Annotated in this window: 23 protein-coding genes; 10 read left to right on the top strand and 13 right to left on the bottom strand. The window is 62.2% G+C overall.

The annotated features are described in order from the left end of the window. Nucleotides 1-7: 7 nt before the first annotated feature. Both otsA and otsB read right to left on the bottom strand, forming a co-directional pair. A complete protein-coding gene (gene otsA, locus ACEPP2_RS02990) occupies nt 8-1381 on the bottom strand; it encodes an alpha,alpha-trehalose-phosphate synthase (UDP-forming) (RefSeq protein ID WP_395515736.1) in 1374 nt (457 codons plus the stop codon). After that, a complete protein-coding gene (otsB, locus tag ACEPP2_RS02985) occupies nt 1378-2241 on the bottom strand; it encodes a trehalose-phosphatase (protein ID WP_395515735.1) in 864 nt (287 codons plus the stop codon). The genes otsA and otsB overlap by 4 nt, the downstream gene beginning before the upstream one ends. Before the next feature lie 185 nt (nt 2242-2426). Here otsB and ACEPP2_RS02980 point away from each other — a divergent pair, with 185 nt between their 5' ends. After that, on the top strand, nt 2427-3221 hold the full coding sequence (locus ACEPP2_RS02980) for a class II glutamine amidotransferase (protein ID WP_395515804.1): 795 nt from the start codon (nt 2427-2429) through the stop codon (nt 3219-3221). On the opposite strand, the gene coaBC is transcribed toward ACEPP2_RS02980, so the two are convergent. The 5 genes from coaBC to ubiE all read right to left on the bottom strand — a co-directional run bounded on the left by coaBC (nt 3218) and on the right by ubiE (nt 9149). Continuing rightward, on the bottom strand, nt 3218-4429 hold the full coding sequence (gene coaBC, locus ACEPP2_RS02975; RefSeq protein WP_395515803.1) for a bifunctional phosphopantothenoylcysteine decarboxylase/phosphopantothenate--cysteine ligase CoaBC: 1212 nt from the start codon (nt 4427-4429) through the stop codon (nt 3218-3220). The genes ACEPP2_RS02980 and coaBC overlap by 4 nt on opposite strands. 90 nt (nt 4430-4519) lie before the next feature. Further along, nucleotides 4520-5317, bottom strand: coding sequence for a COG3904 family protein (locus ACEPP2_RS02970; RefSeq protein WP_395515734.1), 798 nt, complete (start codon nt 5315-5317; stop codon nt 4520-4522). Next, nucleotides 5314-6621 (bottom strand): hypothetical protein, encoded by a 1308-nt coding sequence (locus tag ACEPP2_RS02965; RefSeq protein WP_142588555.1) that lies wholly within the window; start codon nt 6619-6621, stop codon nt 5314-5316. Before ACEPP2_RS02965 ends, ACEPP2_RS02970 begins: the two co-directional genes overlap by 4 nt. A 145-nt stretch (nt 6622-6766) precedes the next feature. Further along, on the bottom strand, nt 6767-8329 hold the full coding sequence (ubiB, locus tag ACEPP2_RS02960) for a 2-polyprenylphenol 6-hydroxylase (RefSeq protein WP_052641581.1): 1563 nt from the start codon (nt 8327-8329) through the stop codon (nt 6767-6769). A gap of 43 nt (nt 8330-8372) precedes the next feature. Continuing rightward, a complete protein-coding gene (ubiE, locus tag ACEPP2_RS02955; RefSeq protein ID WP_395515733.1) occupies nt 8373-9149 on the bottom strand; it encodes a bifunctional demethylmenaquinone methyltransferase/2-methoxy-6-polyprenyl-1,4-benzoquinol methylase UbiE in 777 nt (258 codons plus the stop codon). A 143-nt stretch (nt 9150-9292) separates the two neighbouring features. Between ubiE and mutM the strand changes: the two genes are divergently transcribed. From mutM to dnaA, 4 genes are all read left to right on the top strand, one after another. Continuing rightward, entirely contained in the window at nt 9293-10183 is an 891-nt protein-coding gene (gene mutM, locus ACEPP2_RS02950; RefSeq protein WP_395515732.1) for a bifunctional DNA-formamidopyrimidine glycosylase/DNA-(apurinic or apyrimidinic site) lyase, read from the top strand. Nucleotides 10184-10194: 11 nt separating this feature from the next. Beyond that, nucleotides 10195-10971: an enoyl-CoA hydratase gene (locus ACEPP2_RS02945; RefSeq protein ID WP_077547429.1), complete on the top strand. Its 777-nt coding sequence runs from the start codon at nt 10195-10197 to the stop codon at nt 10969-10971. Nucleotides 10972-11135: 164 nt separating this feature from the next. Next, nucleotides 11136-11402 (top strand): 30S ribosomal protein S20, encoded by a 267-nt coding sequence (gene rpsT, locus ACEPP2_RS02940; RefSeq protein WP_052641590.1) that lies wholly within the window; start codon nt 11136-11138, stop codon nt 11400-11402. A gap of 914 nt (nt 11403-12316) precedes the next feature. Then, a complete protein-coding gene (gene dnaA / locus ACEPP2_RS02935; protein ID WP_395515802.1) occupies nt 12317-13780 on the top strand; it encodes a chromosomal replication initiator protein DnaA in 1464 nt (487 codons plus the stop codon). A 69-nt stretch (nt 13781-13849) separates the two neighbouring features. Here dnaA and hemW read toward each other — a convergent pair whose 3' ends face one another. The 4 genes from hemW to rph are packed head-to-tail and all read right to left on the bottom strand — an operon-like array spanning nt 13850 to nt 16833. Then, nucleotides 13850-15028 carry a radical SAM family heme chaperone HemW gene (hemW, locus tag ACEPP2_RS02930; RefSeq protein WP_395515731.1) on the bottom strand — a complete coding sequence of 393 codons (1179 nt, stop codon included), beginning with the start codon at nt 15026-15028 and terminating at the stop codon, nt 13850-13852. 4 nt (nt 15029-15032) lie between these two features. Continuing rightward, complete coding sequence (gene rdgB, locus ACEPP2_RS02925) at nt 15033-15677, bottom strand: RdgB/HAM1 family non-canonical purine NTP pyrophosphatase (RefSeq protein ID WP_395515730.1); 645 nt, start codon at nt 15675-15677, stop codon at nt 15033-15035. Nucleotides 15678-15690: 13 nt separating this feature from the next. After that, nucleotides 15691-16101: a VOC family protein gene (locus ACEPP2_RS02920; protein ID WP_152341195.1), complete on the bottom strand. Its 411-nt coding sequence runs from the start codon at nt 16099-16101 to the stop codon at nt 15691-15693. Nucleotides 16102-16113: 12 nt separating this feature from the next. Then, complete coding sequence (rph, locus tag ACEPP2_RS02915) at nt 16114-16833, bottom strand: ribonuclease PH (RefSeq protein ID WP_152341194.1); 720 nt, start codon at nt 16831-16833, stop codon at nt 16114-16116. A gap of 175 nt (nt 16834-17008) precedes the next feature. Here rph and hrcA point away from each other — a divergent pair, with 175 nt between their 5' ends. Together hrcA and grpE are read left to right on the top strand one after the other, a co-directional pair. Next, complete coding sequence (hrcA, locus tag ACEPP2_RS02910) at nt 17009-18091, top strand: heat-inducible transcriptional repressor HrcA (protein WP_142588653.1); 1083 nt, start codon at nt 17009-17011, stop codon at nt 18089-18091. Between the two features lie 87 nt (nt 18092-18178). Continuing rightward, on the top strand, nt 18179-18838 hold the full coding sequence (grpE, locus tag ACEPP2_RS02905; protein WP_281978165.1) for a nucleotide exchange factor GrpE: 660 nt from the start codon (nt 18179-18181) through the stop codon (nt 18836-18838). A 75-nt stretch (nt 18839-18913) separates the two neighbouring features. Here grpE and ptsN read toward each other — a convergent pair whose 3' ends face one another. Beyond that, a complete protein-coding gene (gene ptsN, locus ACEPP2_RS02900) occupies nt 18914-19375 on the bottom strand; it encodes a PTS IIA-like nitrogen regulatory protein PtsN (protein WP_052636604.1) in 462 nt (153 codons plus the stop codon). A 65-nt stretch (nt 19376-19440) separates the two neighbouring features. Next, nucleotides 19441-20013 carry a ribosome hibernation-promoting factor, HPF/YfiA family gene (gene hpf, locus ACEPP2_RS02895; RefSeq protein WP_052636606.1) on the bottom strand — a complete coding sequence of 191 codons (573 nt, stop codon included), beginning with the start codon at nt 20011-20013 and terminating at the stop codon, nt 19441-19443. A gap of 300 nt (nt 20014-20313) precedes the next feature. Here hpf and ACEPP2_RS02890 point away from each other — a divergent pair, with 300 nt between their 5' ends. Genes ACEPP2_RS02890 through lspA form a run of 3 tightly spaced genes read left to right on the top strand, consistent with a single transcriptional unit; the run spans nt 20314 to nt 22765 of the window. Further along, nucleotides 20314-21402, top strand: a complete 1089-nt coding sequence (locus tag ACEPP2_RS02890; protein WP_281978164.1) for a class I SAM-dependent methyltransferase — start codon at nt 20314-20316, stop codon at nt 21400-21402. After that, entirely contained in the window at nt 21399-22259 is an 861-nt protein-coding gene (locus ACEPP2_RS02885) for a TrmH family RNA methyltransferase (RefSeq protein ID WP_281978163.1), read from the top strand. Before ACEPP2_RS02890 ends, ACEPP2_RS02885 begins: the two co-directional genes overlap by 4 nt. Further along, nucleotides 22256-22765 carry a signal peptidase II gene (lspA, locus tag ACEPP2_RS02880; RefSeq protein ID WP_281978162.1) on the top strand — a complete coding sequence of 170 codons (510 nt, stop codon included), beginning with the start codon at nt 22256-22258 and terminating at the stop codon, nt 22763-22765. The genes ACEPP2_RS02885 and lspA overlap by 4 nt, the downstream gene beginning before the upstream one ends. Nucleotides 22766-22834: the final 69 nt, after the last annotated feature.

The raw sequence follows: 22834 nt of genomic DNA, 5'->3' as shown, positions 1-22834 counted from the left end.
CCGGCTCTCAAGCCTGCAGATCCTTCAGGAAATCGTCGCACCAGCGCATGACATCGCGTTCGAGAAGGTGGTCCATCATCCCGCGCCACCGCTCCTGCCGTTCCTCCAGCGACATGCTGAGGCCACGGGCGATGGCATTGGCCGTACCCTCGATGTCATAGGGATTGACCAGCAGCGCCCCTCGAAGTTCCCGGGCGGCGCCGGCGAAACGGGAAAGCACGAGAACACCGGGATCTTCCGGGTCCTGCGCCGCGACATATTCCTTGGCAACAAGGTTCATGCCGTCGCGCAACGGAGTGACCAGTCCGATCTTGGCAAGTCGGTACAAGCCGGCAAGCACCGGGCGGCCGATCGATCGATTGATGTAGCGGATCGGCACCCAGTCCACCGTGCCCATGGCACCGTTCACCCGGCCCGCCTGTTCGGCCACGGTGCGCTGCATCGCTTCATACTCCGGCACTTCGGAGCGCGATTTCGGCGTGATCTGCAGATAGGTCACCTTGTTGTGGTAACCGGGATTGGCTTTCACGAATTGTTCGAAGGCGTCGATCCGCTGGGTGATCCCCTTCGAATAGTCCAGCCGGTCCACGCCGATGATCAGGTCGCGCCCTTCGATGCTCTGTCGCGCCTTTCGCACCATGATGTTGCTTGCCGCCTTGCGGGCGAAGTCGGCGAACGCGGCCGTCTCGATGCCGATTCCGTAGTGGCCGCCTCTGAATGTCCTGCCATAGGAGGTGAACCGTCCATCGCCGAGCGCCTCGCCAATCCCCTCGCGCACGAGACCGCCCCCGAAGTTCGAAAGATCGTGGTCGGTCTGGAAACCGACGAGGTCATAGTGCGACAGGCCGCGCATGATTTCCTCATGCACCGGCATGGTGAACAGCACGTCGGCGGGAGGCCAGGGGATATGCAAGAAGAAGCCGATCTTGTTCTTGAAGCCCATCTGCCGCAGTTCCGCCGCGAGCGGGATCAGGTGATAGTCATGCACCCAGATGACGTCGTCCTCTTGCAACAGGGGGGCAAGACGATGCGCAAAAAAGCGGTTCACGCGGAAGTAACCGGCCATTTCCTTGCGACCGTATTCGGCAAGGTCGAGACGGTAATGGCAGATCGGCCAGAGAACGCGATTTGCGAAGCCCTCGTAATATTCCTCCACGTCCGTCTTCGTCAGGTCCGTTAGCGCATAGGTGATATTGCCATGCTGCTGTTGGGCGAGTGGCTCAGGCTCACGGGAACCGCTGGACTTTCCAGACCAGCCCATCCAGATACCGCCCCGCTCCTGTAGAGCCGCCTGCAAGGCGACAGCCAGTCCACCGGCTGGCGCAGCCCCGCCCTTTGCCGGCAGTGTCACACGGTTCGAAACGACCACAAGACGGCTCAAGCGGTTCTTCCTTTCAAGGATGATGGCAATGATGTTGAGGATGGAAATTCGGAACCATCGCCCGCTGTCGCTGCACGTGCGAGGGCCTGGCGAAGGTCCTCCGCCGATGCGATGATGCCACGGGCCTCTGTGCCCCCCGGGGCATCAGCGATGCGGATCGAGTGGCCACCCATTTGGTTGACGATCCGGAACATTTCCTCATCGGTCACGTCGTCGCCGATGGCGATCGGCCGCCGTCCACGAAACGGCGCCTCTTCAAGATAGGACTGGACTGCGCTTCCCTTGTTGGCGCGCGCTGGCCGGATCTCGAAGACCATTTTGCCCCGCTGCAGGGTGAAATCGGAGCCGGCCTGGAGCAGGTAGAATTCCATCGCCTTTTCGACCTCGTCGCGCCACTCCGGTGCCTGGCGATAGTGCGCCGCAACCGCCGCTCCCTTATCTTCGACGAGAACGCCAGGCCATTGCCCGGCCGCTGCCGCAAGCGCAGTCTTCACCTCCTCGAACGCCGATGTGGCCGCCACCGCGTCCACCGAGCCGTCAACCATACGGCGTTCGGCACCATGCAGTCCGGCGACGGGAAGCTCGTAGGGTTGGAAAAGCTTGTCGGCATAAGGAAGAGCCCGACCCGTCACCAGTGCCAGCGCTCCGTTCAGGCGCTTGGAAAGCGCCACAAGATTGCCAGGAAGGTCAGGCGGTACCACGATGGCGTCCGGCGAGGGGGCGATATCGACGAGGGTGCCGTCGATGTCGAGGAAGAGGGCCCAAGCCTCCGGTTCCCGCGTCAGCGCATCGACCAACCATTCGATCTGTTGAGGCGGCCGTTCCGGTGTCCCGGATTGCGACGGATCTGAGTGTTGCATGCGTCTTTATCTATATCGTTGAACCGACGTGACAAGGTCGAGGCAGGGTCCGGCTGCCATGGAAGACGCGCCGGGCGGTCATAAATCCGCCATGCTCGGTGACCGATCTACGCCCGATTAACGATCGGCGTTGGAACTTGTTTAACCGGCAGCATGCGCTGCCCGTGACCGAAGTCAGAGGGAACATGTGCCGCTGGGCAGCCTATCGCGGTGATCCGATCTATCTCGAGGAGCTCGTCTCTTCCCCCGCCCATTCTCTGATCGAGCAGTCGCATTGCGCGACCCGAGCGAAGACTGCGACGAATGGCGACGGTTTCGGGATAGCCTGGTACGGAGACAGGCCGGAGCCTGGGCGCTACCGCGACATCCTGCCCGCCTGGTCCGACTGCAACCTGCGCAGCATCGCGCGCCAGATCCGTTCGCCGCTTTTCCTCGCCCATGTCCGAGCCGCAACCCATGGGGCGACCCGCCGGGACAACTGTCATCCCTTCGTGCATGGGCGCTGGTCCTTCATGCACAATGGCCAGATCTCGGGCTTCGACCGCATTCGCCGGCGTATGGAAAGCCTCCTTTCCGACGACCTCTTCCATGCCCGGACAGGCACCACCGACTCGGAACTGCTTTTCCTCCTGGCGCTGGAATTCGGGCTGGAAATCGACCCTCATGCCGCCATCGCCCGCGCCATTGCCACCGTGGAGAGCCTTTCTGAAGAAGTCTGCGGCGACGTCCTCGTCCGCTTCACCGCCGCCTTCTCCGACGGCGAGGCGCTTTATGCCGTGCGCTATGCAACGGACGACAAGCCCCCTACGCTCTATGCCGCACCGCTCGGTAATACGTTGAGCTACTGCCTCGTGTCCGAGCCGCTGAACGACGACACGGATTCCTGGGCGGAAATCCCCAATGGATCGATGATCGTGGTGAACGACCGCGGCCTCGATGCCGAGCCCTTCCTGCCGGAGGCGACGGCGCGAACGGCCTAGCGCTCCCCAAGCCGCTCGGCGATCAGGCGGGCGAGCCTGTCAGCCACTTCATCCTTGGTGAGATCCGGCCAGGCTTTCACGCCCTTGGATGAGAGGATCTTCACCCGGTTGCGACTTCCTCCCATGATCCCCGTCTCTGGGGAAACGTCATTGGCGACGATGAGGTCGGCACCTTTCCGCTGGAGCTTGCGGAGCGCGTTTTCCTCGATGTCCTGCGTTTCGGCTGCAAAGCCCACGACCACCCGCGGGCGCTTTTCGTGATGGCCGACGGTCTTCAGGATGTCCGGATTCTCCATCAGGGTCAGCGGGGCAGGGGCCTCTCCTGCCTGCTTCTTGATCTTCTGCTCGGAAGAAGTGGCAACGCGCCAGTCCGCAACGGCCGCAACCATTACCGCGATGTCGACGGGCAGCCGCGACAGCACGGCGTCATGCATCTCTTCCGCACGCTCGACATGAATCGTCGTCACGCCGGCAGGGTCCGGAATGGTGACCGGCCCCGAGACGAGGGTGACGTCGGCGCCAAGACGGGCGAGAGCCGCTGCTATGGCATGGCCCTGGCGGCCTGAGGAGCGGTTCGCAATGTAACGGACGGGATCAATGGGCTCATGGGTCGGTCCGGATGTGACGAGCGCTGTGCGGCCTTCCAGCGGCCGATCACCGCCGCGAAGCAGGGCTGCTGCCGCCTCGGCGATCTCGACCGGTTCGGCCATCCGGCCGAGACCTGCCTCGCCGAACTCGGCCATCTCGCCGCGCATCGGGCCGACGAAGCGTATTCCGTCCGCGCGCAGCATGTCGACATTCCGCTGCGTTGCGGGTGCCGACCACATCTTCGGGTTCATGGCGGGCGCTGCCAGCACCGGCTTGTCGGTAGCGAGCAGAATTGTGCTGGCAAGGTCGTTGGCGAGGCCATGGGCCATCTTTGCCAGAAGATCGGCGCTCGCAGGCGCAATCAGCACCAGATCGCAGTCACGGGCGAGGCGGATATGGCCGACATCCTGCTCGTCCTCGCGTGAAAACAGGTCGCTATAGACATGCGAGGCCGAAAGTGCCCCGACCGCGAGCGGCGTCACGAACTCCTGCGCGGCGGCCGTCATCACCGGCCGTACGTCCGCGCCGCGTTCCCTGAGCCGCCGGATCAGGTCGAGGCTCTTGTAGGCGGCGATGCCGCCCGAGATGATCAGAAGAATACGCTTGCCGCCAAGTTCCATGAAGAGACCCGCCATGAGAATGCGGCGGAAGCTAAGCGTTTACCCCAGAAGTTGCAACTTGGGGCAAGCCGGCTGGACCAGGCGGTCCAGCTAATTGGCAGCTTGTGCGGTGGCGGCGCTCGGCGTCGTCAGCTTGAACTCGGCCATCTCTTGGGGCGTCAGGTAGTAGAGCCTGTCCGGTGGGGTCTCCAGCGCGTTGAGCCAGAGACCGGCGCCAATTCCCATCTCTTCCAGATGCCGGACAATCCTCGCCGTGGTGTTCTGGGCGCCGGACATCGCCTCTTCTGCCGTCGGCCGGGCTTGCCCTCCGTTGAAGACCTGATGGACGCCGACGACGGCATCGGCTTCCGCCTCGCGCACCACGCCTCCGGCAAAAACCAGAGGACAGGAGGACGCGCAGAGCGCCTTGGCCTCCACCTTGGTGTTCAGTCCACGCTCCCGAATGAGGCGCGAGATCTCCAGCGCGTCGTCGACCGAACCGCCCGGGGAGTTCAGCGCAACGGATTTCACGTATTCGCCGCGAGCCTCGATCTCCTCTGCGAAACGCGCCGCGGCACCGACATCAATGGAGCCTTCTGCCTTCAGTTCTCCGCCTGCTGCGAGTTCGAACCGGATTGGTTGGCGGAGGACCTCCGGAGGGCTGGCCGGCTGTACCGGCGGACCTTGCGGCACACCGTCCGTCAGCGCGGGCGGCAGGACCGGCGCCTCCGTTCGCAATGGGTCATGACCGGGAAGCGAGGCATTCGCCAGGGTCAGCTCGCGCATGTCGATGAAGACGAAGGCACCCGAAGCGAGCAACAAGCCGAAGAACGCATAACGCATCAGCGAGCCATCGTCGGTCCGCAGGAAAAGGTCCTTGAGCCGGGAGGCAAGGCGTGATGGCCTCATGCCTGCGGCCCCTTTCGCGGCAGTTTTGGCGGCATGTCGAGGTTGGTTATGTTGGTCGGATGGTCGGAGGCAGGATCCTGCGTCTCCGCCTGCCGGATAGCATTTTCGGGATCAAGCCCGCTCCGCTCCACCGCTCGCCGCACCTCAAGTGCCTCGAGAAGCTCCGCGGCCGTGATCCGATGCGCAAAGGGCAGCCGCTCGTCCTGCCTGCGTATGACGCCATGGACGACAGCCAGCATGAAGACCAGCACGGCAGGCAGAAGGTCGATCGAGATCGCGCCGGCCCACGCGGGAATGAAATCATCCGCATAGCGCAAGACCGCCTCGGCGGAAGAGAGCGGTACGAACCGGCGTTCGGCAACCGGCTCGCGGGCAAGGATGTCGTCCGCCGCCTGCGACAGGACCGTCGATTGGGCCGCAACCGACGCCCGGATGGTCGCCATGACCTGATCCTGCCGGTTGGCGAGATCCGCAGCCCGGCCATCCGCGACCGGGGCGATGAAGCCGAGCGAGAGATCCTCGGCCGCACGCTTGACCGAAGGCGCGATGGATGTCTGCTGTAGCGATGTGATGACGCCGGACAGCGCCACCACCTCGGCGGAGAACTGGTCACTGCGGGGCGCAATGGCGCCGGGCGCCGATACAAGGGTTCGCATCGTCTCGAGATGGGTGCGGCCCTGATCGAAGAGATTGGTCACTCGCTCGCGGGAGGCAATGATGCCGGACTCCAGCTCTCCAAGCTGCGCCGACATCTGTGATAGAAGCTGTACCACGCTGCCGGAGCCGGTCGTGCCGGTCAGCGCACCCGACTCCCGCTCATCCTCGGCGAGCCGGGCAAATCTCTCCGACGTCCGCTGAATGTCAGGAAGCAGGCTCTGGGCGGCAAGTGCGTTCTGGTGCGCCTTGTCGAGATCGGCCGTATAGTCCTCGACGGTTTCCGCCAGATGCTGTTCGAGCGCTGCCGACCCGGCGAGTGCTGCCGCGTTCAGCCAGCTGGACATGGCAATAATCATGGCGCAGCCAAGTGCCATGACACCCAGCATCGCGCCGCGGGCGGCGGCGCCTGTCACATGCGGATAGAAGCGGCCCATATACGACCAGAAGGCATAGATCGCCACGGATACCGAGGCGGAATAGATGATCGCGGCAAAGAAGACCGCGGTCGGGGAGCCGTCGAGCAGGCTTCTCACTCCGAGATAGGTGTAGACACCCGAGGCAAGGGCCAGAACTGCGAGGGCGAAGCGGGTCATCGTTTCGACGGCGACGACCCCGTCCTGCAGTCGGTGCGATGCGCCAAGCGCCATGAAGCTACTCCAGAGGATTGAATTCCTTAAGAGATGGTGAAGAAACCGGCGAAATGAAGGCCTCGGCCCGCACAGCGATGCTGGAGTGCGGACACATTTTCGGCAAACGTCCCACACGTGCCTGCGGTGCGGTTGGCAGGATGTCCTAGGAGATCGCGACCGCCAGATAGACCAGACTGAGCGCAATGATCCAGAGCGCGACGCGTCCGGAGCGGGTGTGGCGGGCCTCGGAGCGGCCAATGGCCTCGGCGGTCTGCGGGTCGAACCGCAGGCCGTGCTCGCTCATGTGAACCACCTCGTGATGGAGCTTTTCGGTCTTGGCGGCGATTTCGGGAAGGGCCTCGGCCAGCTTCACCGCGGCCTTGACGCCATCCTTCAGGTCTGTGGCGATACGCTTCGGTCCGAGGTTATCGCGAATCCAGTCCCCCACCACCGGCTCTGCCGCCTTCCACATGTTGAAGCGTGGATTGAGCATCCGCGAGACGCCTTCGACGACGACCATGGTCTTCTGGAGGAGGATCAGTTCGGGCCGCGTCTGCATCTCGAAGAGATCGGTGACTTCGAACAGCAGCGCCAGAAGCCGCGCCATGGATATCGTTTCGGCTGGTTGACCATGGATAGGCTCGCCAATGGCCCGGATCGCTTGGGCAAAACTTGCGACGTCATGGTGGGCGGGGACATAGCCCGCCTCGAAATGTACCTCGGCGACGCGCCTGTAGTCACGGATGATGAAGCCGTAGAGGATTTCAGCCAGGAAGCGCCGTTCCTTCTTTCCCAGGCGCCCGACGATGCCCATGTCGACGGCGACGATGGTGCCGGCGGCATCCACGAACAGGTTGCCGGGGTGCATGTCGGCATGGAAGAAGCCGTCGCGCAACGTGTGCCGCAGGAAGGACTGGATCAGAGTCTCTGCGAGGCGATCGAGGTCGTGACCGGCAGCGCGCAGCGCTTCCATGTCCGACAGCTTGATGCCGTCGATCCATTCCATGGTGATCACGTCGCGGCCGGTTCTCTCCCAGTCGACGATCGGTACCCGGAAGCCGGGGTCGTTCTTCGTGTTCTCGGCGATTTCGGACAGGGCGGCCGCCTCGAGGCGAAGGTCCATCTCCACCTTCGTCGTCTGTTCGAGCGTCCGCGTCACCTCGACGGGGCGCAGCCGGCGGCTCGACGGCATGAACCGCTCCTGCATCCGCGCAAGCAGGTACATGCTCTCGATGTCATGGGCGAAACGCTGCCTCACGCCGGGCCGCACAACCTTGACCGCCACCTTTCGCCCATCGACATACGCAGGATGGACCTGTGCTATCGAGGCCGCGGCGATCGGCTCGCCGAATTCCGAATAGAGATCCGCGATCGTTCGCCCCAGCGAAAGCTCCACCGCCGTCTTCGCCGTGTCGGTCGGGAAGAAGGACATCCGGTCCTGCAGCATCGAGAGGTCGAGCGCCCAGTCCACCCCCACGACATCGGGGCGCGTGGCGAGAAACTGGCCGATCTTGACATAGGAGGGGCCAAGCCGGTCGACGGCACGTGACAGGCGGGTGCTGCGGGCCTGCCGCTTGGCACGGATACGGGCGAAAGGTTCTGCCAGTGATTTGAGCAGGCCAATGGACGGCGGCATGTCCTGCGTCGGCAGCGCTGAGACGACGCCTTCGCGGACAAGCACCCAGCCCACGCGCACAAGCCTGAAATAGGCGCCGATCGTGCTCATGGGCAGCCCCCGCCGCGTCGCATTTCCATTCCTGTCATCGGCGTCAAAGCTTCCAGCCGGAATGCAGGGCAGCAATGCCGCCGGTGTAATCGGTATAGGCTACGCGGGAGAAGCCGGCTTGGCGGATCATCGCCGCGAAATTCTCCTGGTTGGGAAACTTCCGGATGGATTCCACCAGATACTGATAGGGTTCGCTGTCGCCGGTGATCATCTTGCCGAACTGAGGGATCGCCTTGAACGACCACTCATCGTAGAAACGGTCGAGGAGCGGCAGTCCGACCTCGGAAAACTCCAGCACCAGCAACCGCCCTCCGCGCTTCAGGACGCGGTAGGCCTCCGATAGCGCGACATCGATGTGTGGCACATTGCGGATGCCGAAGGCGATCGTGTAGGCGTCGAAGCTGTTCGGCTGGAACGGCAGTTCTTCGGCGTTCGCCTCGACGAAGGTGAGGTTGTCGGACAGGCCCTTCTTTCGCGCACGTTCAGCGCCAACCGCGAGCATCGAACCGTTGATGTCGAGCACCGTCGCATGGCCCTTCCGCCCGGACGCCTCGACGATCCGGAAGGCGATATCGCCCGTGCCGCCGGCAACGTCCAGTACCTTGTAAGAAGGATCCTTGCGGGGATTGAGCGCGGTGACCAGGGCGTCCTTCCAGAGCCGGTGCAAGCCCCCCGACATGACATCGTTCATGATGTCGTAGCGTTTGGCGACCTTGTGGAACACGTCGTTGACGAGGTGCTGCTTCTCGCCCTCGGCAACTTGGCGGAAGCCGTAGGACGTCTCCATGCCGCCTTCTGCGGAGGTGCGTGCTTCACTCATCGGAACTCCTTGCTCGTCCGGTCGCTGGCCATGGCGAAATTGCTCCAGCCTCGCTATCTGTGCCGCATGTCGATGACAATGCGACCGCTGGCCTTGGTCTATAGACGAGGCGGGCGGGGCTTGGAACAGGAAGTTAGATAGTCATGCCGGAATTGCCAGAGGTGGAGACGGTACGGCGGGGACTTGCGCCGGCCATGGAAGGTTCCATCATCGAGAGGCTGGAACTGCGCCGGCAGGATCTGCGCTTCCCTCTCCCAGAGAACTTTGCCGATGCCTCGCAAGGCAAGCGGATCGTTTCGCTGGGGCGGCGCGCGAAGTATCTGCTGATCGACCTCGACGACGACATGACCATCATCTCCCACCTCGGAATGTCCGGATCCTTCAGGGTCGAGGAAGAAGCGGCCTCCCAGACGCCGGGCGGCTTCGCCCTTCCGCGCTCGAAGGACGGGAAGCATGACCATGTCCTGTTCCATCTGCGCACGCCGCAGGGCTGGTCGCGCGTGGTCTACAACGATCCGCGGCGGTTCGGTTTCATGCATCTGTGGAAACGCAGCCAGCTCGATGCCTATCCGCCTTTCGTCGGGCTGGGGCCCGAACCGACCGGCAACCTGCTCGATGCGGACTATCTGGCACGCAGGCTTGGCGGCAGGACCCAGCCGCTCAAGGGTGCCCTGCTCGACCAGAGCGTGGTGGCCGGGCTCGGCAACATCTATGTCTGCGAGGCGCTCTGGCGCGCACACCTCTCGCCGCTTCGAAAGTCAGGCTCGTTGGTGACGCCGACGGGAGGGCCAAAGAAGCAGCTTCTGCTTCTGACGGAAGCGATCCGTGCCGTCATCGCCGATGCGATCGCGGCTGGTGGTTCCTCCCTGCGTGACCACATCCAGACGGACGGCTCGCTTGGCTATTTCCAGCATTCCTTCTCCGTCTATGACCGCGAAGGGGAGGCTTGCAGAACGCCGGGCTGCAACGGTACGGTCTCGCGCATCGTCCAGGCTGGCCGCTCGTCGTTCTATTGTGCCAGTTGCCAGAAATAGGGAGGAACACCATGCAGGATTTCGAAACGCTGCTGATTGAGACACGCGGCGATGTCGGGCTGATCACGCTGAACCGGCCGAAGGCGCTGAACGCATTGAACTCGACCGTGATGCGCGAGCTCACGCAGGCGCTCCGGTCCTTCGATGCCGATCCGCAAGTGGGTGCGATCGTGCTGACCGGTTCTGAGAAGGCGTTTGCCGCCGGCGCGGACATAAAGGAAATGCAGCCGGTGAATTTCGTGGACGCATACCTAGACGACCTGCTGGGCGGCTGGGAGGCGATTGCTGCGACACGCAAGCCCATCATTGCCGCAGTCTCGGGTTATGCACTGGGAGGAGGCTGCGAATTGGCGATGATGTGTGACTTCATCATCGCAGCGGAGAATGCGAAGTTCGGGCAGCCGGAAATCACGCTTGGCGTTATCCCAGGCATGGGCGGGTCGCAACGGCTGACGCGGGCCGTGGGCAAGGCAAAGGCCATGGACCTCGTGCTGACGGGCAGGATGATGGACGCGGCCGAGGCGGAGCGGGCTGGACTCGTCGCCCGCATCGTCTCGACGGAGCGCCTGCTCGACGAGGCGCTGGAGGCGGCCGCGAAAATTGCCTCCTTCTCGCGTGTCGCCGTGCTCATGGCGAAGGACGCGGTCAATCGCGCCGACGAACTGACCCTGGCCGAAGGATTGCGCCTGGAACGGCGCTTGTTCCAGTCCCTCTTCGCTACTGCCGACCAGAAGGAAGGCATGGCTGCTTTCATGGAGAAGCGGAAGCCGGATTTCAACAACCGGTGAAGGCAAAATGCGCGTTGACGGCGGGCGCCATTCAAGTTATATGCCGCGCCACAGTTGGGAAAGCCTGATCAAGGCTTCCTCTAATGCTCCCCAATTGCTGAAGATCTGGTCGCTGACGGCCGCGGCAACGGTGGAGTTTGGTTCGAATTCGTAGAGAGGCATAAATGGCCAATACAACTTCGGCGAAAAAGGCGACCCGCAAGATCGCTCGCCGTACCGCAGTCAACAAGGCTCGCCGTTCGCGCGTTCGCGGCTTTATTCGCAAGGTGGAAGAAGCGATTGCTACGGGTGATGTCGCAGTTGCCGCCGAAGCTTTGAAGGCGGCGCAGCCGGAGATCCATCGCGCAGCGACCAAGGGTGTCCTCCACCGCAACACTGCATCGCGCAAGGTGTCGCGTCTGGCGGCTCGCGTGAAGGCTCTGTCTGCCTAATATTAGCAATTCAAAATTCTGTGATAAGCCTGGCACGCGTGCTGGGCTTTTCTGATTCCGGCTCGTCTGTCTCTTTTCTGTGACGGTCGCCCGCGCGGATGTGTCGGCGGCATGACAAAAAAAATCAATTAATAACAATGGCTTGGAAAAGCTCTTGGAAAAGCGGAGCCTCTGTCGCCTTCCGCGGCTAGGCTGGAAACGAGTCAAGCAGTTTTTTATTTTTTCTCTGTATACCTGCTCCATTCCCGCGCCGTTTTCGAATCCTATTGATTCGACAGGGATTCTCCGGAGCCCCTTTCAGGCGATGCAAACGGGGTCGGAAGAGTCAACGCCCGCCAATTAATTTTGGGTAAAAATCAGCATTGATCTCCACCTCCGATCCTGCCTAAATGGCTTCAGCAAGGGCACGGGGACGACTTCAAGAAAGCCGGCGCCATTCGCGTTTTTACCGGCGCGGAGCAGCAGCTTTTTCGCTCTTGTTGCGGACTGCGATGTCCGCTTTCCATGTAACCAAAGGTTGTGCACCGGATTCCTATCGGGAATGCGAACGGGACCGGTGTGTGACGACTGGCTTCGGCCGGAGACAAGGAGGAAGTGGGGACGGGTCTCGTCAGGACGAGGATGGGAGCCCGGGTAGATGATCGCGGAGACGCGGCGTTAGGTCCGAGGAGCGGTATCTTTGACTGTACCGCAACGACGACAAAGGAAGCAGGGACGGCTCGACGATGATGCAGCAGCAGGTCGAGCTTGCGAGATCGAGGATGGTCTGGCGGCAGCGGTGCCGCTGGTACAGGAACTAGAAGGCGGCAGAATAAATGCAGACGAATACGGCGGCACGTGCATTGGGCGAGGCGGACCATGTACGACAGGCATTCGAGACGGCATCGGCGCAGACAAAAGAGGTAAGCTCGGACATGACGGATGAAGCTCTCTTCGGTCGCGTAAAGCAGCGGTTGAAGGCCCAGGTTGGTGCCGATGTATACACAAGCTGGTTTGGTCGCCTGAAGCTACATTCCTTCTCCAAGAGCGTCGTTCGGCTGAGCGTTCCGACCACCTTTTTGAAATCGTGGATCACCAACCGCTATCTTGATCTGATCACCAGCATCTTCCAGGCGGAGGAGCCGGGCATCCTGAAGGTGGAGATCCTGGTCCGCAGCGCAAGCCGAAATCCGCGTCCGGTTTCCGCAGAGACTAGCCTTCAGGCCACAGAGGCCGCCCCCGTCGCTACGCCCTCTGCCTCGCGGCAGCCGGTATCCCGCGAAATCGGCAAGATCGCCACCTTTCCGACAGCCGCGGCGGGCCCGCGACCGAGTGCTGCCGCGCCGCTGTTCGGCTCGCCGCTCGATTCCCGCTTCACCTTCGATACCTATGTGGAGGGTCCGTCCAATCGGGTAGCACTGGCTGCGGCCCGAACGATTGCCGAGGCCGGCGCAGGCGCCGTGCGGTTCAACCCGCTGTTCATCCATTCCGGTGTCGGGCTCGGAAAGACGCACCTGCTCCAGGCCATTGCCAATGCCGCCGTCTCCAGCGCCCGCGCGCCGCGCGTCGTCTACCTGACCGCCGAATATTTCATGTGGCGCTTCGCAACGGCGATCCGTGACAACAATGCCCTGACGCTCAAGGATTCCCTGCGCAATATTGACCTCCTGATCATCGACGACATGCAGTTCCTGCAGGGCAAGATGATCCAGAACGAGTTCTGCCACCTCCTCAATACCTTGCTCGACAGCGCCAAGCAGGTGGTCGTGGCCGCAGACCGTGCGCCTTGGGAACTGGAGTCTCTGGACCCACGCGTCCGTTCGCGCCTGCAGGGCGGCGTGGCGATCGAGATGGAAAGCCCCGACTATGAGATGCGCTTCGAAATGCTGAAGCGTCGCCTGGAGGCGGCTCAGCAGGAAGACGCCTCGCTGGACATCCCGGTCGAAATCCTCTCGCATGTGGCCCGCAATGTCGCCAATAGCGGTCGCGAACTGGAAGGTGCCTTCAACCAGTTGCTCTTTCGCCGCTCGTTCGAGCCTTCGCTGTCGATCGAGCGCGTCGATGAACTGCTCGCCCATCTAGTCGGCACTGGAGAGGCAAAGCGCGTCCGCATCGAGGACATCCAGCGGATCGTCGCCCGTCACTATAACGTCTCGCGACAGGAGCTCGTTTCCAATCGCCGGACACGAGTCGTCGTGAAGCCGCGCCAGATCGCCATGTATCTGGCGAAGACTCTGACGCCCCGGTCGTTCCCGGAGATCGGTCGCCGCTTCGGCGGACGCGACCATACGACGGTACTTCATGCTGTACGAAAGATCGAAGACCTGATCTCGGGCGACAGCAAGCTCTGCCACGAGGTCGAGCTTCTGAAGCGGCTGATCAACGAGAACAATGCTTAATAAAGAAAGGCCGGCAGAGTTGCCGGCCTTCTCGACTATCCGGGCAGGGGCCGGTTGCTGCCCAAATCCCTAGCAGGCCAGATCCGCGACCACGGCATCCAGGATGAGCATTCCCTTAGGAGTGCAGCGCAGTCTCGAATTGCCAAGCCGTTCGATAAAGCCGTGTTCCAGTAAGGTCCCCTCCCGTGCGGGATTGGGATCCCGGCCGGACAGTTGCTGCCAGCGGGCAAGGTCGACGCCCTCGGTCAATCTCAGCCCCATCAACAGCAGTTCGTCGGCCTGCTCGTCGCGGCCGAGGTCCTCCTGGTCTACAAGGCCATGTCCCTGTTGCTCTACGAGCTCCAGCCATGTCTCGGGACGTCGTTCGGTCGCTGTCGCGATCTTGGCCGCGCCGCGTGTGAGGCGGCCGTGGGCTCCCGGTCCTATCCCCCCATAGTCGCCATAGCGCCAGTAGGTGAGGTTATGGCGGCTTTCGGCGCCCGGTCGGGCATGGTTTGAAACCTCATACGCCGGCAATCCGTGACGGGCGGTGATCTCCTGCGTCGCCTCGTAGAGGTCCGCAGACTGATCGCCGTCCGGCACGACGAGCTTGCCGGCCTTGTGAAGGCCGTAGAACGGCGTGCCTTCCTCGATGGTGAGTTGGTAGAGCGAGAGGTGGTCGACGGCATAGGAGATCGCCTGCTCGAGCTCTGCCTCCCATGCCTCGACCGTCTGTCGTGGACGGGCATAGATGAGGTCGAAGCTCATGCGGGGAAAGATCTCCCGCGCCAGGCGGATCGCCTTCAGCGCATCGGTCACGTCATGGAGCCTGCCCAGAAATTTCAGGTCGGCATCGTTAAGGGCCTGCACGCCGAGGGACACGCGGTTCACGCCTGCCGCCCGATAGCCGCGGAACCGTTCCGCCTCGACGCTAGACGGATTGGCTTCCATGGTGATCTCGATACCATCCGGCACATGCCAGTATCGGGCAATGCCGTCGAGGACTGCGGCGACCGTACCCGGCTCCATCAGCGATGGCGTTCCGCCGCCGAGGAAAATACTGGTGACGGTCTTCGGGCCGCTCATCTGGCGCATGGTGGCCATCTCCCGCAGGAAGGCGGCCGTAAAGCGAGGCTGGTCCACGGGCTGGTGCCGGACGTGGCTATTGAAATCGCAGTAGGGACACTTGGCCGCGCAGAACGGCCAATGCACATAGATGCCGAAGCCGGGTTCTCCGGTATCGGGCAGAAGGGGCGCGTCCGGGTTCAACGGCTCAGCTCTCCAGGCAGGTTTCCACGAAGCGCTTGAACGCGCGGGCGCGGTGCGAAAGCGCCTCCGGCTCCCCGTGCTTCCAGCCGTGCTTTTCTTCCGAACTCATCTCGCCGAAGGTCGTATCATAGCCCTTCGGCTGGAAGACCGGGTCGTAACCGAAGCCCTTGCCTCCCCGGGGCGGCCAGACGACGCTGCCCTCGACTTCGCCACGGAAGAACTCCGTATGGCCATCCGGCCAGGCAAGGCAAAGCACGCTCACGAAGCGGGCGGTGCGCTGCTCGGCGGTGGTCGCCCCGCGCTCTGAAAGCGCCTTCTCGACCTTCTCCATAGCCATGGTGAAATCGCGGCTGCCGTCCTCGCGCTCTGCCCAGTTGGCAGTGTAGACGCCCGGTTGCCCATCGAGAGCGTCGACCATGAGGCCGGAATCGTCGGAGAGCGCCGGAAGGCCGGATGCCGTGGCGGAGGCCAGTGCCTTGATAGCCGCGTTCTCCTCGAAGGTCGTACCGGTCTCGGCCGGCTCCTCCAGCGCCAGTTCAGCCGCAGATTTCGCGCTGAAGCCGAACGGAGCAATGAGCTCGGCGATCTCGCGGATCTTGCCGGCATTGTGGCTGGCGACGACGATCGTCCTGGTGTGGAGTTTGCGCATGTTCCTGATTTCCTCAGCCGATGGACCAGAGGCCCGGTTCGGCGCATTCGAGACTGTTGCCCGCCGGATCGCGGAAGTAGATCGACCGGGCGCCGTTCGGCCATATCACGTCGCTCTCGATCGCGACGCCTGCCTTCTTCAGCGTGTCGGTGACAGCGTCGAGATTGCTGCGGGCAACCCGGAAGCAGGCATGGCCTGCGCCTGTCGCGCCATGTGGCGGGACTTGCGGTCCGTTCTCGGCAGGCGGCTTCACCGTCTCGTCCGGATTGAAGACAAGCAAGACGCCTTGCCCGCACCGGAAGAAGACATGGCGGTTGCTGGCCCGGACGATCCGCTCTAGCCTCAGGATGCCGCCGTAGAAGGCCTCTGCCGCATCGAGATCTTCGGCATAGAGAGCAGTCTCAAGCATCCCTTCGATCAGCATCGCTCTCTCCGGTCAGGCAGCGATGGCCTGCTTCTGAAGTGCCACCAGTTCCTCGGTTCCCGCCTTCGCCAGCGCCAGCAGTGAAAGGAACTCTTCCTGGCTGAACGGTGCACCCTCGGCGGTTCCCTGTACCTCCACGATACCGCCCGTGCCGGTCATGACAAAATTGGCATCCGTTTCGGCGGCGGAATCTTCGAGATAGTCGAGGTCGATGACCGACTGTCCAGCGAAGATACCGCAGGAGATCGCCGCGACGTGGTCCTTCAGGACCTTGTCGAGCTTCGTCATCGAACGGGCTTCCATCCATTTCAGGCAGTCGTGCAGGGCGATCCAACCCCCGGTGATGGCTGCGGTACGCGTTCCGCCGTCCGCCTGAATGACGTCGCAGTCGATGGTGATCTGCTTTTCCCCAAGCGCGCTCAGGTCCACCACGGCGCGAAGCGAGCGGCCGATCAGGCGCTGGATTTCCTGGGTACGCCCGCCTTGCTTGCCGGACGCAGCTTCGCGCTTCATCCGATCACCGGTCGCGCGCGGCAGCATGCCGTATTCCGCCGTCACCCAGCCCTTGCCGCTGTTGCGAAGCCATGCCGGAGGCTTCTCCTCAAGGCTTGCGGTGCAGAGAACGTGAGTGTCTCCGAAGCGGACGAGGCAGGACCCTTCCGCATGTTTCGAGAAGTTGCGCTCGAAGGAAACCTTGCGCATCTGGTCGGTTTTTCTGCCTGAAGGCCGCATGTCATGCTCCTGAGAATTTCCTAGGCGTTCTACGGACGTCGCCCGGCATTTGCAAAGGAAAAGGGGCGGGGCGTGTATCGGAAGCAGGCCAAACGCGCGCATAACTTTCCGTGTGGCGAAGACCGTGCCGGATGACTATATTTGATCAAGACGAACCGAGGGCTCCAAGGGAACGATGGGATTGATGGAACGAAGGGAAAGCGGCGCGGTGCTTGACGACCGTTCGCGTGAGATCTTCAGACGCATCGTCGAAAGCTACCTTGAAACCGGAGAACCACTGGGCTCTCGAAATCTCTCCCGTCTCCTGCCCATGTCGCTATCGCCGGCATCCGTTCGCAATGTCATGAGCGATCTGGAAGAGCTCGGCCTCATTTATTCTCCACACGTCAGCGCAGGTCGATTGCCGACCCAGTCCGGCCTGCGCTTTTTCGTCGATGCCTTCATGCAGGTGGGTGACCTCTCGGAGGAGGAGCGGACGAGCATCGAGCGACAGATCCGCCCGGAGGACCGTGACCGACCGCTTGAGAGCCTGATGCACGATGCCAGCCGGATGCTCTCCGGTGTCTCGCGCGGCGCCGGCATCGTCGTCACCACCAAGAGCGATCCTATCCTCAAGCATGTCGAGTTCATCCGGCTGGAGCCGACCAAGGCGCTAGCGGTCCTCGTCGGCGAACATAACCAGGTGGAAAACCGGATCATCGACCTGCCTGCGGGAGTAACTTCCTCGCAGCTGACAGAAGCCGCAAACTTCCTGAACGCTCATCTGACGGGCCAGACGCTCCTCGAGCTTCGCGCAGAACTTGAGAGGCTGAAGACGCAGGTTCAGACCGAACTGACGGCGCTGTCGCAGGACTTGGTGCAGCGCGGCCTGGCCGTCTGGTCCGGGACGCGCGAAGACGGCAAACCCAACCAGCTGATCGTGCGCGGGCGCGCGAACCTGCTCGAAGGAATGACGGGTCTCGACGACCTGGACAGGCTGCGCCTGCTCTTCGACGATCTGGAGAAGAAGGACAGCCTCATCGAGATACTGAACCTTGCCGAAAGTGGGCCGGGCGTCAGGATCTTCATCGGGTCGGAGAACAAGCTCTTCTCGCTCTCGGGCTCGTCCCTGATCGTCGCGCCTTACAGGGATCAGGAAGAGCGCATCGTGGGGGCCGTCGGCGTGATCGGTCCGACACGGCTTAATTATTCGCGGGTCGTCCCGATGGTCGACTATACCGCCCAGCTTCTGGCACGCCTGACGCGGCAGCCCAGATAACATCCCATTCTCGGACCAGCCTTGATTTTTGAGGTTCAAACCTCGATATCGGGCACGACTTTGTGAACGAAGATACCGGAGAAGGTCATGACCGACGAGACAAAGAAAACCGGACCTGACGCGGGAAAGCACGAAACCGCCGCGGAAAACGCTGCCGAGGCCGTAGCATCGGGGCAGCAGGATCAGGAGACGGTTGAGGGTGGCGAACCCCAAAACGCCGAGCCTGATCCCATCGAAGCGATCAAGGCCGAAAATGCCGATCTTCGCGATCGTTTCCTGCGTATGGCCGCCGAGATGGAAAACCTGCGTCGTCGCACGGAACGCGATGTGAAGGACGCGAAGTCCTATTCAGTCGCCGCCTTCGCGCGCGACATGCTGGCCGTCTCCGACAATCTCCGTCGGGCGATCGATGCCGTCCCGGCCGAAATTCGTGCCGCGGCCGACCAGAGCCTGACCTCGCTGCTCGAAGGCGTGGAAATGACCGAACGTTCGATGCTGTCTGCGCTCGAGCGCCACGGCGTGAAGAAGATGGACGCCGAGGGCCAGAAGTTCGATCCCAACTTCCACCAGGCCATGTTCGAGATCCCCAATCCCGACGTGCCGAACAACACCATTCTCCAGGTGGTTCAGGCGGGATACACGATTGGTGAGCGTGTCCTGAGGCCGGCCATGGTGGGCGTTTCCAAGGGAGGCCCGAAGGTCGAAGCAATTACCGCCCCCGGCGAGAGCGAAACGACGAACGGCTGACAACCTCTCCGTAAACGCAAAATAGCCGCCCGCTGCCATAGGCGCCGGGCGGCTATTTCGTTCTCAGCCCTGTTGTCAGGCGGCGGTCGCCTGTTCCTGGTTCAGGAAGGCGTAGATCGCCGATGCCGAATCCGTCTGGCGAAGCTTCGCGACAAGTTCCTGGTCGCGCAACACGCGGGCGATCCGCGAAAGCGCCTTGAGGTGGTCCGCTCCTGCCCCTTCGGGAGCAAGCAGAAGGAATACGAGATCGACGGGTTCATCGTCCAACGCCTCGAAGTCAACGGGCGTTTCAAGTCGCGCGAAGACACCGCTAATGGACGAAATACTGTTAAGCTTGCCATGCGGAATGGCCACGCCGTGACCGACGCCGGTCGAACCCAACCGTTCCCGCTGCAGGATGACGTCGAAGATCTCCCGCTCCGCAACCCCAGTGAGCTTGGAGGCCCTGGAGGCCAACTCCTGCAACAGCTGCTTCTTGGAATTTACTTTCAGGGCGGGAATAATCGCATCTTGCTGCAGCAAATCTGCCAAAGCCATTCTCTTCTTCCTTTTTACCACCGCAAGGTGGAGGGAGCGTCGTCGCCAACGCTCTCCCAGAATCGTTAGCCTTTGATATTGGTGGAGTCGATCCAGCCGATATTGCCGTCGTTGCGGCGATAGACGATGTTCAGGTCTTCCTTGCCGGGGCTCCGGAAAAGCAGGACCGGCTCGTCGGTCATGTCCAGGGCCATGACAGCGGTAGCGACCGACATCGTGCGCAACTGCTTGGAACTTTCCGCCACGATCGTGGGCGCGAAATCCTCTGGCAGTTCCTCGTCTTCTTCCGGAATGGCATCCATGACGGTGTAAGCGATTTCCTGGCCGTTGCCGTGGGAACCGCCATGATGGTCCTTCAGCTTGCGCTTGTAGCGCCGAAGACGCTTCTCGATGCGCTCGGCGGCGGCATCGAAGCTTAGCTGCGGATCGTTAGCCTGGCCTGCTGCATGCAGGACAATGCCGGTATCGAGATGTATCTTGCAATCGGCCGAGAAACGCGATCCGGATTTCTCCACGATCACCTGACCTGCGTACCCCCCGTCGAAGTACTTGGCGACAGCCTCGCCGATCTGGTCCTCGATCCGCTGGCGGAACGATTCACCGATCTCCATCTGTTTACCAGATACACGCACACTCATGGATTGGTTCCTTCTTATCGTGACTTGCGTGTTTCAGTCTACGCCAACCATCCACCTCATCCAAGCGCTTCACGCGGCACCGGGACGTTTTTAGGAGGCATGGCGAGTGGGTAAGGGTGCTTGCTTTTGTCCGTTGCAATTGCGGCGGGCTTCTACGCCTGTGAACCTCCAAAGTCAACGCATCCCTAATGGACGCCCCAGAGTAGAAGGTCCCCGGTGACCCTCGCCGGCTCTAAAGCCCTTTGCCAACTGCCGGGGCAATTGCTATTTGCAGCGAAACGTCAACCGATCGGATGTGCAGTGAAAAACAGGGAAAAACGCACGGAGCGGAGACCCGGCACGAGCGGCAGCCCGCGTTCCGCGCGCCCCCGTCCCGGCGGGCCGGCAAAGGGCGAGCGCGAGGGAGTATCTGTCGCTGGCGGCCGAGCGGCGGCCGAGCCTGCGCCACAGCGGCCTCTAATCCAGCGGGTCGGCGAACGCCCGTCGGAGCGCGTGCCGGTCATCCTCGAGTCGCGCGGCGCCGGGGACTTTCACCTGATCGACAGCGGCAACGGATTGAAGCTTGAGCAATACGGACCCTATCGGATCGTCCGGCCGGAAGCACAGGCACTCTGGCAGCCGTCGCTCCCCCCTTCAGTCTGGGAGAAGGTCGATGCCGTATTCACCGGAGATACGGACGAGGACGGCATTGGACGCTGGCGCTTTCCGAAAGAGGCGCTGGGAGAAACCTGGCCCCTGTCGCTGCTTGGCGTCGATTTCCTTGGCCGCTTCACCTCTTTTCGCCATGTCGGCGTGTTCCCGGAGCAGATCGTACACTGGGAGTGGATGAAGCAGCAGGTCGAGAGTGCTGACCGCCCGCTCAAGGTGCTGAACCTCTTCGGTTATACGGGAGTTGCCTCGCTTGTCGCCGCCGCTGCCGGCGCCGAGGTCACCCATGTGGACGCGTCGAAGAAGGCGATCGGATGGGCTCGCGAGAACCAGGCCCTGTCGCGCCTGGAGCGGGCGCCGATCCGGTGGATTTGCGAAGACGCCATGAAGTTCATCCAGAGGGAGGAACGGCGAGGCAACCACTACGATATTATCCTGACCGATCCGCCGAAGTTTGGCCGCGGTCCCAATGGCGAAGTCTGGCATCTGTTCGAGCATCTTCCCCTGATGCTGGACGTGTGCCGAGAACTGCTGTCTCCTAACGCTGTCGGTCTCGTGCTGACCGCCTATTCGATCCGGGCGAGCTTCTATTCGATGCACGAACTGATGCGCGAGAACATGCGCGGCGCGGGCGGTGTCGTGGAATCGGGAGAACTGGTCATTCGCGAAACGGGAATCGAGGGCAGTGCTGTCGGTCGTGCCCTGTCAACCTCGCTATTCAGCCGCTGGGTGCGCGAATGACCAATGATCACCACAACGCGGTTCCTCGGCGCGTCGGTCAGGTAAAGGAGGTGACCAGCCTCTCAAATCCGATCGTCAAGGATATCAAGGCGCTCAGCAACAAGAAGGATCGCGAGCAGAGCGGGACCTTCATGGCAGAAGGGCTGAAGCTGGTCATCGATGCGCTGGAACTGGGCTGGGCTATCCGGACCCTCGTCTATGCGAAGGCCGCCAAGGGAAAGCCTCTGGTGGAACAGGTAGCTGCCCGCACAGTCGCCAAGGGGGGGCTCGTGCTGGAAGTCAGCGAGAAGGTCCTCTCCTCCATCACGCGTCGAGACAATCCGCAAATGGTGGTCGGCATTTTCGAGCAGCGTTGGACACCGCTTGAGGACCTCCGGCCGAGCCAAGGGATGACCTATGTAGCCCTCGATCGCGTCCGCGATCCGGGCAATCTGGGCACGATCATCCGTACCGCGGACGCGGCCGGTGCCTCTGGCGTGATCTTGGTCGGGGAATGTACCGATCCCTTCTCGCTGGAAACCGTCCGCGCCACGATGGGATCCGTTTTCGCGGTCCCCCTCGCCAGAGCGACGACCGAGGAATTCTTTGCGTGGCAGAAGCGTTCGGGTGCCCAGGTCGTCGCAACCCATCTCGCCGGTGCGGTTGACTATCGGACAGTCAATTATGAAAAGAAACCGACGGTCCTGCTGATGGGTAATGAACAATCAGGTCTTCCCGAGGCACTGGCGAAGTCCGCCGATCGACTGGTGCGCATTCCACAGCAGGGCAGGGCAGACAGCCTCAATCTTGCGGTCGCGACGGCGGTCATGCTCTTTGAGGCCCGCCGTCATCTCCTGAAGCTGGAGGACGCCGGATGATCGTAGCGACTGCTTCCAGGTTCTCACGTCCGCTCGTCGCGGTAGTGCTTATCGTCATTGCCGTCGTGCTGGATCAGGCGATCAAGCTTGCGGTCGAAGCCTATCTGCCGCTGGAAGAGGCGGTTACCGTCCTGCCGATGCTGGCGCTCTACCGGACCTACAATCTCGGCGTCGCCTTCTCTCTCCTGTCGGGAATGGAGAGGGAGTTCATCATCGGCATGCGGGTCGTGATTGTGGCGTTCGTGCTCTGGCTCTGGCGCCGCACGCCCGGGGAACGTGGTTTCGCCCATCTCGGATTCACCCTCATCGTCGCAGGCGCGATCGGCAACCTGATCGATGGGTTCGTCTATGGCCACGTGATCGATTACATCCTCTTCTATACGCAGACCTGGTCCTTCGCCGTCTTCAACCTTGCCGACAGTTTCATTTCGATCGGAGCCGCCCTTGTGATCCTGGATGAGCTGCTGGGGTCGCGGAAGGCTGCCCGCGCCAGCGAGAGCGAGTAGAGATTTGTTAGCATTGCAAGTGCAATGTTCGGGGAAACTGTGCCGGGCCATTTCCGATGCGTTTCCCCT

It is taken from the genome of Pseudorhizobium flavum (genome assembly GCF_044142885.1).
GTDB lineage: Bacteria > Pseudomonadota > Alphaproteobacteria > Rhizobiales > Rhizobiaceae > Neorhizobium > Neorhizobium flavum.
The sequence above is the reverse complement of the archived record's forward strand: the minus strand, read 5'-3'. Positions and strand labels throughout refer to the sequence as shown.